Source organism: Mesorhizobium sp. Pch-S, from assembly GCF_004136315.1.
Classification (GTDB): Bacteria; Pseudomonadota; Alphaproteobacteria; order Rhizobiales; family Rhizobiaceae; genus Mesorhizobium.
The window spans coordinates 3074478-3087109 of record NZ_CP029562.1 but is presented as its reverse complement, the minus strand read 5'-3'; the positions used below and the strand labels follow the sequence as shown (position 1 = coordinate 3087109).

Below are 12632 nucleotides of genomic sequence, written 5' to 3'. Positions count from 1 at the left end.
CCGACGGGCAAGACCATGAAGATCAAGAATTCGCTCAAGGCGCTCAAGGCGCGTCACCGTGACAACCGCCTGGTTCGCCGCAAGGGCCGCATCTACATCATCAACAAGACCGCTCCGCGCTACAAGGCGCGCCAGGGCTGATCCTGCTGTGGCGCGTATTGAGCGCCGCATGATGATGCTGAACTCAGATTCAGTTTGAACGTCCGGCATCCCGGAGATAGAATCCGGGAATGCGGACGTTACTCGCCGTTTGTACGGCTCTTTCCCTCTCTCTTTCGCTGCCAGCCATTGCTGCCGACGACAGCGTCAAACCTGCGGTAGCACAGACGCGCGAACAGCGCATCGACCAGCTTTTCACCGACCTCAAACATGCGCGCAGTCCCAAATCGGCCGAACTCGTTGCCGGCCGTATCTGGAATGAATGGAACCGGTCCGGCAGCGCCTCGGTCGACCTGATGATGCAGTGGTCACAGAAAGCGATCGAAGACAAGAAATTCGACGTCGCGCTCGACTTCCTCGACCAGGTGGTGACGCTGCAGCCCAAATATGCCGAGGGCTGGAACCGCCGCGCCACCGCGCATTTCCTGATGAAGAACTATGCCAAGTCGATGACCGACATCGAGCAGACGCTGGAACTGGAACCGCGTCATTTCGGTGCCCTGTCAGGCATAGCGCAGATCATGACCGAAACCGGACGCAAGCCGGCCGCGCTGGATGCCTGGCTGAAGGTGCTTGACCTCTACCCGATGCTGCGCAATGCGCAGGATCAGGTATCGAAGCTGTCGGAGGAACTGGCGGGAGAAGCGATCTAAAGGCAGTAGGCAGTAGGCAGTAGGGAAGGTGATCCGGCCGCTTTTGCTTGCCACCTAGTCTCTACTCGTCATTTATCGACTGCCTACTGCCTATTCCCTACTGCCTGGTCTTTCACTGCTTCCCATCGGCGCCGAGATAGGCGATGCGCAGCATGTTGGTGGAGCCTGGCGTCCTCAGCGGCACGCCCGCGGTGATGATGATGCGGTCGCCCGCCTTGCCGAAGCCCTGCTCCGAAGCGATGCGGCAGGCACGATCGACCATGTCGTCGAGATCGGTAGCATCTTCCGAAACCACGCAATGCGTGCCCCACAGCAAGGAGAGGCGCCGGGCCGTGGCAAGGATCGGCGACAGTGCGATGATCGGCACCTGCGGCCGCTCGCGGGCCGCACGCAGGCCCGTCGTGCCGGAAGCGGTGTAGGTGACGATCGCCGACAGCTTCAGCGTCTCGGCAATCTCGCGCGCTGCCAGTGAGATGGCATCGGCGCCGGTCGCCTCCGGCTCCGAGCGCTGGGCGTTGATGATACCGGCATAGGTCGGGTCGCGTTCGACGCGTTCGGCGATGCGGTTCATGGTCGCCACCGCTTCGACTGGATAGGAACCGGCGGCGGATTCAGCCGACAGCATGATCGCATCGGCGCCTTCGAACACGGCGGTCGCCACGTCCGACACCTCGGCACGGGTCGGCACCGGCGCGGAGATCATCGATTCCAGCATCTGCGTCGCCACCACCACCGGCTTGCCGGCCCGGCGTGCCGCACGGGTGATCTGCTTCTGTATGCCCGGCACTGCTTCCAACGGCAATTCGACGCCAAGATCGCCGCGCGCCACCATCAGCGCGTCCGACAGCTCGATGATCTCGGCCAGCCGCGCCACGGCCTGCGGCTTCTCGATCTTGGAAAGCAGCAACGCCCTGCCGCGCGCGATCTTGCGTGCCTCGGCGAGGTCCTCCGGACGCTGGATGAAGGAAAGCGCCACCCAGTCGACGCCTGCGGCCAGCACCGCGTCGAGATCGGCGCGATCCTTCTCGGTCAGCGCGCCGACCGGCAGCTCGGTATCGGGCAGCGACACGCCCTTCTTGTCGGAGATCTTGGTGCCGACCACCACGGTGGCAACGATGGCATGGCCATCGACCTTCACGGCCTTCAGTTCGACCTTGCCGTCATCGATCAGCAGCCGGTCGCCAACAGCGACCGAGCGCAGGATTTCGGGATGTGGCAAGTGAACACGAGTGGAATCGCCGAGTTCCGGATTGTCGTCCAGCGTGAAGGTCTGGCCGACGGTCAGTTCTTCCTTGCCATTGGCGAATTTGCCGACGCGCAGCTTCGGTCCCTGCAGATCGGCCAGGATGCCGATCGGACGACCGACCGCGGCCTCTACCGAACGGATGCGAGCAACAAGCGTGCGCATCAGGTCATGATCGGAATGGCTCATGTTGATGCGGAACACATCCGCACCTGCTTCGAAGAGCTTTTTCAGCATCGCCTCATCGGAGGAAGCAGGACCGATGGTGGCTAGGATCTTGACCTTGCGGCTACGTCTCATTGATTGTTCTGACCATTGCTTGGCGGAGCGGCCGGGGTGCCATCCGCAGTGGGCTGCTCGGTCAGCTGGACCATCCAGCTCGCCTGCTCGCCTGTGTCGTATTCCTGGAATCCGGCGCGCTGGAAGCCCCGGGCGACGCAATCGGTTACGCCGGCAATCTTGAATTCCTTCTCGGCAACGCACATCGAGATCGGACCATCCCAACGACCGCCGCGCTCGGCATCTTCTGCATAGAGATAATAAAACCTCGATGACAGCGGCCCCTCGATCAGCGTCTTGCAGGTCGAACCTTCGATGTGCCACCAGCCTTCGGTGATCCAGCCCGTCTTGGCGCGATAGCCTATGCCGACGCCGACCAGATTCTGCGTGGCATTGCAGACACGGAAATCGGCCCTGGCCGGAGAAGCCATCACCAGAGGCGCCGCGAACAGGGCGAACAGCGGCAGCAAGAGGGCGAGGCCCTTTCGCGTACGCTGCCGGCTGGCGGATGCCATTCGTGACCCCTCGCTGAGTGAAACTTGCATGATCAGGCGCCCTTTTCGAAGATGTCCGGGCGCATGTCAACGCGCGCCCCACTGTGAATCCAATCGATTTAATTGGCAAGCCGGCGCATGCTATGCCGGAGGATGAAAGTTTTTCGCAAAAACCTTGACCAAACAACGGCATTGCGCGGACTTCCGCTTCATGGGATCACGTTACCATCCCGCCCCGAGACGCCACCGCTTGATTTTCCCCGTGCCATGACCCGATCCACAGTTTTTGCGCCATTTGATCTGATCGAGGGCGACCGCAGCCGCGGCATCGTGCTGGTGGCGGACCATGCGCGACGCGAGTTGCCGGAGGAATATGGAGCGCTCGGCCTGCCGGCAGCCGAATTCGAACGCCACATCGCCTATGATATCGGCGTTGAAGTCGTGACGCGCGAGTTGGCCTCACTGCTTGGCGTGCCGGCAGTGCTCGCCAATTTTTCACGCCTGCTGATCGACCCCAATCGCGGCGAAGACGACCCGACGCTGATCCGCCAGCTGTATGACGGCACCATCGTACCGGGCAACTATCCGATGCCGGCCGAGGAGCGCGAAAGGCGACTGGAGCGGTTCTACCGCCCTTATCATGATGCTGTCGCCGCGGTTGTCGCCTCGGTGGCGCAGAAGTCCGGGCGCGCGCCTTTCGTCTTCTCGGTTCACTCCTTCACCCCAGTCATGCAGGGCCGCGCCAGGCCTTGGCACGTCGGCGTATTGTGGGATCTCGACGATCGCGCGCCGCACGCGCTCATCGAAGCGCTGGCTGCAGACAAGGATCTCGTGGTCGGTGACAACGAACCGTATGACGGCGCCCTGCGCGGCGACACCATGTTTCGCCATGCCATCGTCAACGGCTTCCCACACGCCTTGATCGAGATACGGCAGGACCTGATCGCCGACGCCAAAGGCGCGCTCGCCTGGGCGGAAAGGCTGGCTCCCATCGTTGACGCGATCAACCGGCGTCCCGATATACAGGCTGTGAAGATGTTCGGTTCACGCACCGGGCCACTCTAACTGTTTGCTTTACGCAATTCCGGACGGAAACCGCGGCGCACTTTTCCTGGAATTGCTCTGACGCGCCAAGACGAGGATACCGCCATGACCGATCTGAGCGACGAACAGAAGCGCGACTTCGAAGCTGCAGCCTTTCGCCGGCTGGTCGAGCACCTTCGCGAACGCAGCGACGTGCAGAACATCGATCTGATGAACCTCGCCGGCTTCTGTCGCAATTGCCTGTCCAACTGGTATCGCGAGGCAGCAGAAGCAGAAGGCATTCCACTCTCAAAGGACCAGTCCCGCGAGATCGTCTACGGCATGCCTTATGGCGAATGGCAGGCGCGCCACCAGACCGAAGCATCGGACGCTCAGAAAACTGCCTTCGAGATCAATCGCCCGAAAGATCACTGAGGTATCGAGGGCAGACACGCCCTTCCAGCAGCTCGCGGCCTGCTTTTCGGATGCTTCGATCCCCTTAACTGCTTGACGATGGTCTTGAATCGATCTAACGATTGAATCGTTCCAATTCTTGCTCGAGCCATTGTCATGACCGCAGTTTCCTCCCTGCAAGATGCCGCGCGCGGTCGCTGGGCTGTGGCGGCGATGTTCTTCGTCAACGGCTTCCTGACCGGTAGCTGGGCACCACAGATCCCGGTTTTCCTGACCCGGCTCGACATCAGCAAATTCACCCTCGGCGTTCTGATCCTGCTGTTCGGTCTTGGCGCGCTGGTCTTCATGCCGCTGTCCGGCTACCTCATGTCGAAACACGGCTCGCGCGCCGCTGTGCGCGGCTTTGCCAGCGTGGCCGTGTTCGGCCTGCTGCTGGTGGCGCTGGCGCCCAGCCTGCCACTGGCGGCCGTCGCCCTGTTCTTGTTCGGCGGGCTGATCGGCGGCATGGATGTGGCAATGAACGCGAACGCCGTCTCGGTTGAACGCCGTCTTTCGCGTGCGGTGATGTCCTCCTCGCACGGTTTCTGGAGCCTCGGCGGCTTCGCCGGCGGCGGTGTCGGTGGACTCGTCATCCAGAACTACGGCCATCTGACACATGCCGTCGGCGTCACCATCATCGCCATCGTGCTGCTTGCCGTGGCTGCCCGCTATCTGGTCAGCGATCCAAAGAAGCTGGCGCATGAAGAACATCACAAATTCACGTTTCCGAAGAGCCCCGGCATCTACCTGATCGGCTTGATGGCTTTGATCACGATGGTGCCGGAAGGCGCTGTGCTGGACTGGGCCGCTCTTTACCTGAACCAGGAGCTTGGCGCCGATCTCGCCACCGCCGGCCTCGCCTATGCGTTGTTCTCCGGTGCCATGGCCACGATGCGCTTCGCCGGCGACGGTGTGCGCAACCGGTTCGGCGCGGTAACGACGCTGCGCGTCTGTTCGCTGATCGCGGCTTCCGGCATATTGGTGGCCGCACTGTCGCCCTGGCCATGGCTGGCAATCGCCGCCTTCGCCTTTGCCGGCCTGGGCATTGCCAACATGGTGCCGATCGCCTTTTCAGCCGGTGGCAATCAGCCCGGCATGGCATCGGGCACGGGCATGAGCGTGGTCACGACCATGGGCTATTCGGGCATTCTGCTGGCGCCGTCACTGATCGGCTTCGTCGCCGAGCATGTCGGCTTTACAGCGGTTTTCGTGGTGCTGTCCGGCTTCCTGGCGGCGGTCTTCCTGATGTCCAACCTCGCCCACGCCGCCGATTTCGTCGCTCAGCCGGCGGAATAGCGCTTCAGCGCCTCGTGCAGGAAATCCACGACGCGGCGGATGCGCAGCGAGCCACGCACGTCACGGTGCATCGCAAGCCATACCGGTAGTTCCGGCAGCTCCAGGTCAGGCAGCAACGGCTCCACATGTGGGTCCCGATCGACCAGCGGCCGCTGTGTGAAACCGATACCATTGCCGGCGCGCACCGCTTGCCAATGCACGATCTGGTTGTCGCACCGAAAACGGAAGGCACTGCGGTCCAATGGAATGCCCGCCGCAGCGAAACCACGAATGATGCCGTCGTCACGGTCGAAACCGACGATGTCATGGTTGACGATATCCGCGACGGATTCAGGTCGGCCGCGCCGTTTGATGTAGCTGGTCGCAGCACAGGCGCACAGCGCAATGTCGGTGACCTTGCGGGCGACCAGTTCGTTCTGCATGGGCCGAACCATGCGAATGGCGATATCGGCGTCGCGGCGCAGCAGGTTCTCGACCTGGTTGGAAGCCGCCACCTCGATCTCGATGCCTGGTTCCTCAAGGCCGAGCCTGGCGATGATTTCCGGCAGGACAAAGGCCGCAACCACCTCGCTGGCCGAGATCCGTACCGTTCCCTCGACTGCCTCGACAGACCCCAGTGCCAGCAGTGAAAAAGCCGTTGCCTGTTCAGCAACCGCCTGACCTCTCTCGTAAAGAAGCGCACCTGCCTCGGTGAGTTCGTGTCCCTGGCGGCCGCGCCGGAACAGCGTGACGTCCAGCGCCTGCTCGAGTTCCGAAATGTGGCGTCCAAGCGTCGGCTGGCTTGAGGAGAGCTTTCTCGCAGCAGCCGACAGACTGCCGGTTTCAGCCACCGCCACGAAACTTTTGATCAGGTTCCAGTCGACGTCTTTCATTCAAAAATGAATATCACAAAGCCAAAAACAGTCAATTTCCATTCGTCGATGAAATGGCAAAAATAGGGACATTGCAACACCGACAAGGAGATCCGACATGACCAGCATCGCAATCCTCGGCGCCAATGGACGGCTCGGCCGCGCTGTCGGCAAGGCCTTCATCCAGGCCGGCTACCACGTCCGCGGCATCACCCGCAGCGGCAAGCTGCCGGCAGATCTCGCCGGCGCCACCGGCATCGCCGCCAACGCCCTCGACCGCGAGGCCCTGGTGCGCGCCACCGCCGGCGTCGACATCATCTTCCACGGCCTGAGCCCGGTCTATTCCGACTGGAGCAGTGTCCTGCCGATGGCCGAGAATGTGGTCGCTGCCTGCGAAGCCAATGGTGCCATCCTGCTCTTCCCCGGCACCATCTACAATTACGGCTCACCGCTCCCGGAAATCATCACCGAAGACACGCCGTTCAACCCGACGACCGAGAAGGGCCGCATCCGCGTTGCGCTGGAAACCATGCTGCGCACGGAAGCCGACGCCGGACGCCTGCGCACCATCCTGCTCCGCGCCGGCGATTTCTTCGGTGGCACTGGCACCGGCTCGTGGTTTGACCTCGGCATGGCATCGAAGATCCAGAAGGGCGTCTACACCGCCGCCGGCCCGGCCGATATCGTGCATGAATGGGCATATCTGCCCGATCTCGCCGCGACCTTTGTCGAACTGGCGGACCGACAGGATCAGCTGGGTTACTATGAGACCTTCCATTTCCCGGGCCACGCCATCACCGACCTGCAGATGAAGGCCGCCATGGAAAGGGCCGTAGGCCAGAAACTCGCAATGTCTTCGCTACCCTGGTGGGTGTTCAAGATCGGCGCACCCTTCATGCCGATGTGGAAGGCGATGCTGCAGATGGCCTATCTGCGCTTCCAACCACACCGCCTGGCATCAAACCGTCTGGAAGATGTGATCGGATCGATCCCGCACACACCGCTCGACCGCGCTGTCGCCGAGGCGCTGACCGATCTCGGCATTCCTGTCGCAAGCCTCGCGGCGCAGAAGGAAGCTGCATGACGATCATGGGACCACAAAAACAAAAAGGCCGCCGGGTCTACCCGGCGGCCTTTTGATGTTGTCGCGACGGCCTTACTCCGCAGCCTTGGGCAATGCCCCTGCACCGAGATCCGGCACGTCGTCATTGGACGCGACCTTGCCCCGGCGGAACAACCGGCCCAGCCAGCTGCGCTGACCGGGCTTGCGCTTGGCGCGGGTGAAAACCATCAGCATGGCCGGCGTCACCACAATGTCAGCAGCGTCGCGAAAGACAGGCCGAACACGATCGCCGACGACAGCGAAATCCACCATTGCGTCGACGGCGCGTTGATCGTCGTTTCGTGGTGGAAAATCTCGAGGCCGAGACCAAACGCGATCGGCAGCACGCCGAGGATCGCCGACACGGCGGTCAGTACCACCGGACGGGCGCGTTCGCGACAGGTCTGCAGCACCGCTTCCGTCTTGTCCCAGCCTTCTTCACGCAACCGATCGTAGGTGTCGATCAGCACGATGTTGTTGTTCACCACGACACCGGCCAGTGCGATGACGCCGATGCCGGACATGACGATGCCGAACGGCTGGCCGGTCATCATCAGTCCGAGGAACACGCCGATCGTCGCCATGACCACGCAGGAGAGCACCAGCCACACCGATGTGAACTTGTTGAACTGCGCCAACAGCACCAGGAAGATCAGGAAGATCGCAGCGCCGAATGCCTTCGACAGGAACGCACTCGCTTCCGCGCTGTCTTCGTTGGAGCCGGCCAGCTTCCAGCGGAAGTTGTCTGGAAGGCCCATGTCGGCGATCGCCTTGGTCACCTCTGCCTGCACCGCCGCCACTTGCGCTCCCGCCGCGACGTTGGCCTGAACCACCACGGTGCGGGCCCCATCGATACGGTTCAGTGTGCCGACGCTTGGTTCCGGCTTGCGGATGACGAAGTTGGCGATCGGCACCGAGCCCTGGCTGGTCTGCACGCGCAATTCGTCCAGCGTCGACAGTGTCCGCCGGTCCTCCGGCAGACGCAGTCGTATATCGACCGCCTTGTCGGCACCGGCCGGGCGGTATTCGCTGAGCTTCAGCCCATTGGTGACGAGCTGCACGACAGTGCCGACGGAGGTTGGGTTGACGCCGTATTGCGCTGCCTTGCTGCGGTCGACCTCGAGTGCCCAGTCGATGCCGGGTGGCGGCAGACCATCCGTGACGTCGATGACACTGGGTACCTTTGCGATGTGCGTTGCGACATCGCGTGCCACCTTTTCAATGCCGGCCGGATCGACAGCCGAGATACGCACCTGGATCGGCTTGCCGGTCGGTGGGCCAGCCTCAGGCACGCGCACTTCGACATCGACGCCCGGAATGCCGGCGGTTGCCTTGCGCAGGTCGTCGAGGATCTGGTTCGCGGCCTTGCGCTCGCGCCAGTCGACGAATTCGTACTGGATGACGCCGACGACATCCTCGGGAACGTCTGCGCCACCACCCCGCGTCTTGCCGACGCGCGTATAGACCGACTTCACGCCCGGCCAGCCCAGAAGCTTCTCCTCAGCAGTGCGCGTCGCAGCGTCCATTTCGGCAAGCGAGAGGTTGCCGCGGGCGTGCACATAGAGCAGGCCATAATCCGGTTCGACATTCGGGAAGAACTCGACGCCGGCACCATATTTGGAGTAGCCGACCTGAATGCCGACCAGCAACACGACGGTCATCACCAGAACGGTCTTCGGATACTGCACCGCCTTGCGCACGACCGCCATATAGGCGCCATCCTTGCGCTCCTCCTCGCTGTGGACCTCTGCCTTGGCGAAGATCGCACCCAGTGTCGGCGTGAAAACCAGGGCATAGAGCATCGACGCAGCCAGCGTGACGATGAGCGTGATCGGCAGATACTTCATGAAGTCGCCGATGATGCCTGGCCAGAACAGCAGCGGCGAGAAGGCGGCGATACGCGTCATCGTGGCGGCGATGACCGGACCGGCCATGCGCTTGGCGGCCAGAGCGAAGGCCTCTTCCTTCGCCATGCCTTCCGTCATGCGCCTTTCAGCGAATTCGGTGACGATGATGGCATCGTCCACCAGCATGCCGACCGCCAGGATCAAGCTGAACAGCACGATCATGTTGATCGTGTAGCCCATCAGCGCCAGCAACAGGATGCCGATCAGGAAGGATGACGGAATCGCCAGGCCGATCAGCAGTGAGGCACGACCGGAAAGTGCGTAGAGAATGACGATGAAGACCAGGATGACGGCAATCAGAACGTGGTTCTGCAGATCGTTCAGCAATTGCTTCACGAAGACAGATTTGTCCTGTGTATAGGTGACTTCCATGCCAGCCGGCGCGATCTTGACGAACTCGTTGGCGACCCTCTTGGCGCCCTCGATCGTCTCGACGATGTTGGCGCCGATACGCTTCTTCACTTCGATGGCGATGGCCGGTTTCCCGTCCAGGCGCGTGATGGTCTCGGCATCCTTGAAGGTCGAGCGGATGGAAGCGACGTCCTTGGCCTGCACCACCGCGTTCGGCCGCGCCACCACGGGCAGGTTGGCGACATCTTCCGGCGTTTCGATCAGCGACGGCACCTTGACCGCGTACTTGCCTTCCGAACCCTCGATATTACCCGCGGCAACCAGGCTGTTGGACTGGCCGACGCCCTGCATCAGCTGGTCGAGCTGCAGTCCGTAGGAAGAGAGCTTGACCGGATCGACGACAACTTCGACGAGATCGTCGCGCGAGCCTTGCAACGTGCCTTCCAGCACGCCGGGAACTTCCTCGATGCGGTCACGCAGTTCGCGCGCAGCCTTGGCCAGCACCCGCTCCGGCACATTGCCGGACAGGGTGACGACGAGCACCGGGAACTCGGAGATGTTGACTTCGTTGACCGTCGGTTCTTCGGCTGCCTGCGGCAGATCCGCCTTGGCGTCCTGCACCTTGGAACGCGTGTCCTGCAGCGCCTGCGCGAGATTGGTCGACGGGTCGAATTCGACCAGCACATAGCCACCACCCTGATAGGCGGCCGAGCGCATTTCCTTCAGCCCCTTAAGGCTCTTGAGCTTGGTCTCGACCGGCCTGAGCAGCAGCCGCTCCGAATCCTCGGGCGAAATTCCCTGATAGACCAGGGAGACGTACATCATCGGGATCGGTACGTCGGGTTCGGCTTCCTTCGGCACCGACATATACGCGATGGCGCCTGCAAGCAGCAGAAACAGCAACACCGAAATGGTCAGCCGCGCATTCTGAATGGCAAGCTTGACGATATCCATGGGGCAGATCCCGAAATCGGATTTCGATACGACGGCTAAAGCAATTCCAGGAAAAGTGCGTAGCGGCTTTCCGTTCGGAATTGCGTGAAAACAAAGAGTTAGAGCGTTCCACCGATGGCGTTGTCGCCAACCAGCTTCTTGATTTCCTGCGGATCAGCCGCGACCGGCTGCACGACGTCGCCTTCCGTCACCAGTTCCTGGCCGGCGACGATGATGCGCGCATCCGCAGGAATACCGCCAAGCACAAGGCCGCCTGGCATGTCGTCGACCAGGTCGATCGGGAAAAACATGACCTTGTTGTCCTTGTCGACAGCGCGAATACCCAGGTCGCCCTTCTTGCCCAGAGTCACCACCGAACGCGGCAGCATAACCGCATCGGTCGGTTTGGCCGACAGCGTGATTTCGGCGGTCATGCCGGCGGGGATGGCATTATCCGCATTCGGAATGGCGATCTCGACACGGAAGGTGCGGGTTGCCGCCGAAGCGTCTCTGCTGATGTAGCGCACGGTGCCTTCGGCGACCTGGCCGCTGACAAGGCGCACATTGGCCTTGTCGCCGATCTTGAGATAGCCGAGGTCGCGTTCGCTGACTTCGCCGCGCGCGATCACCGGGTCAAGGCTGAGGATGGTCGCCACTTCGCCGCCCAATGGCACGGCGCTGCCGAGTTCGACCGGCACGCGGTCGATGACACCATCGAACGGCGCCTTTACTTCCTTGCGGGTGAGTTCGGATTCTGCGGCGGAGAGCTGCGATGTCGCCAGCGCGAGCGCTGAACGCGCACTGTCGAGCTGCAGCTTGGCTAGATTACCGGTCTTGGCGAGCCGCTCGGCAGCATCGAGTTCGGCCTGGCGCTGACCTTTCAGCTGGCGAGCATTCTCGACCGCGGAGATCTTCTCTTCGGCATCGAGCATCAGTACGATGTCGCCGATCTTGACGTGATCGCCCTGCTTGACCGGCAACTCGCTGATGATACCGGCCACGCGCGTGGCAAGCACGGCACGCTTGTCGGCTTCGGTGACGCCGGAAATGCGGATCGCCCGCGCATGTTCGCTGCGCGGCGGCGTCACCACCTTGACGATACGCAGTGAAGCCTTCTGCTCCGCCTGTTCAGGCTTGACCTCGGCTTTGGGCTGCTCCGCGGCGGCGCTGCCCACGGAGGAGAAATGTCCAGTACCCATCCACGCCGCAAAGCCAACAAGCACCACAATGGCTGCGACCTTGTGAAACCTCATTTTCGGCATCGTCGTCCATCCGGCAAAACGTGAACCCCCGCCGCGTCTCCGGTCGGCGCGAACTCGATATGGGAACGCGCGGTGCGATCTTCAATTTACCGTGATCGGCGGAGCGCGCTTTCTACATGAATCGCTCTTATTAGACAGTGGTAAAAATAGGGACGAACGCTCGTCAGGGGTCGTTTAGACACGACCAGATCGTGGTTTTCGCAAAAAACGGCTGGGCTTTTACTGCGACGCGAAAAGAAATTTCGATGCCCATCGCCACCTTGCCGACGGCGCGCAGCAAGCATCGTCAGACAGTCGGGACGCACTGGACCCTTGCCTGGCGAACAAAGCGCCCTAACACCGATCAGTCGTCACTGACGTCTCTGCCGGATCAGCTTTTCAGATCCCTTGCCTTGCTCGTAATCCTTTGAAAGTCATGCAGAATTTTCTACTGACCCGCGTAGCGTCTCTTCCCTGCCATATCCGCAGACGCCGTTTCGGCAATCTCTTCGCGAAAACAAAGCGGCAGATTGCACCGGGCGGGTACGGCTTCTGTCAGCAGACAATCGCGCAACCAAAATCCGACGCGCTCCGCGACATGCTGGAACCAAATGCCCAAAAATTCTGGCAGCAAGTGTCAGGATGAT

Annotated in this window: 10 protein-coding genes and 1 pseudogene; 6 read left to right on the top strand and 5 right to left on the bottom strand. The window is 61.8% G+C overall.

What is annotated here, in order from left to right; translation table 11 throughout:
• Positions 1-15 precede the first annotated feature (15 nt).
• Together ykgO and C1M53_RS14385 are read left to right on the top strand one after the other, a co-directional pair.
• Positions 16-141 carry a type B 50S ribosomal protein L36 gene (ykgO, locus tag C1M53_RS14390; RefSeq protein WP_040974291.1) on the top strand — a complete coding sequence of 42 codons (126 nt, stop codon included), beginning with the start codon at positions 16-18 and terminating at the stop codon, positions 139-141.
• Between the two features lie 89 nt (positions 142-230).
• Complete coding sequence (locus C1M53_RS14385; protein WP_129412862.1) at positions 231-812, top strand: hypothetical protein; 582 nt, start codon at positions 231-233, stop codon at positions 810-812.
• Between the two features lie 112 nt (positions 813-924).
• Here C1M53_RS14385 and pyk read toward each other — a convergent pair whose 3' ends face one another.
• Positions 925-2355, bottom strand: coding sequence for a pyruvate kinase (pyk, locus tag C1M53_RS14380; protein WP_129412861.1), 1431 nt, complete (start codon positions 2353-2355; stop codon positions 925-927).
• Positions 2352-2765 (bottom strand): DUF1036 domain-containing protein, encoded by a 414-nt coding sequence (locus C1M53_RS14375; protein ID WP_245488603.1) that lies wholly within the window; start codon positions 2763-2765, stop codon positions 2352-2354. Before C1M53_RS14375 ends, pyk begins: the two co-directional genes overlap by 4 nt.
• Before the next feature lie 330 nt (positions 2766-3095).
• Here C1M53_RS14375 and C1M53_RS14370 point away from each other — a divergent pair, with 330 nt between their 5' ends.
• From C1M53_RS14370 to C1M53_RS14360, 3 genes are all read left to right on the top strand, one after another.
• Positions 3096-3893, top strand: coding sequence for an N-formylglutamate amidohydrolase (locus tag C1M53_RS14370; protein ID WP_129412859.1), 798 nt, complete (start codon positions 3096-3098; stop codon positions 3891-3893).
• A gap of 84 nt (positions 3894-3977) precedes the next feature.
• Positions 3978-4286, top strand: a complete 309-nt coding sequence (locus C1M53_RS14365; protein ID WP_129412858.1) for a DUF1244 domain-containing protein — start codon at positions 3978-3980, stop codon at positions 4284-4286.
• 135 nt (positions 4287-4421) lie between these two features.
• Positions 4422-5600 (top strand): MFS transporter, encoded by a 1179-nt coding sequence (locus tag C1M53_RS14360; RefSeq protein WP_129412857.1) that lies wholly within the window; start codon positions 4422-4424, stop codon positions 5598-5600.
• Here the strand turns inward: C1M53_RS14360 and C1M53_RS14355 are convergent.
• Positions 5585-6472, bottom strand: coding sequence for a LysR family transcriptional regulator (locus C1M53_RS14355; protein ID WP_129412856.1), 888 nt, complete (start codon positions 6470-6472; stop codon positions 5585-5587). The two genes, C1M53_RS14360 and C1M53_RS14355, sit on opposite strands and share 16 nt — an antisense overlap.
• Positions 6473-6569: 97 nt before the next feature.
• Here C1M53_RS14355 and C1M53_RS14350 point away from each other — a divergent pair, with 97 nt between their 5' ends.
• Positions 6570-7535, top strand: a complete 966-nt coding sequence (locus C1M53_RS14350) for an NAD-dependent epimerase/dehydratase family protein (RefSeq protein WP_129412855.1) — start codon at positions 6570-6572, stop codon at positions 7533-7535.
• Between the two features lie 72 nt (positions 7536-7607).
• Here the strand turns inward: C1M53_RS14350 and C1M53_RS14345 are convergent.
• A pseudogene (locus C1M53_RS14345) lies at positions 7608-10765 on the bottom strand (efflux RND transporter permease subunit).
• A 98-nt stretch (positions 10766-10863) separates the two neighbouring features.
• Positions 10864-12006: an efflux RND transporter periplasmic adaptor subunit gene (locus C1M53_RS14340; RefSeq protein WP_207213109.1), complete on the bottom strand. Its 1143-nt coding sequence runs from the start codon at positions 12004-12006 to the stop codon at positions 10864-10866.
• Positions 12007-12632 lie beyond the last annotated feature (626 nt).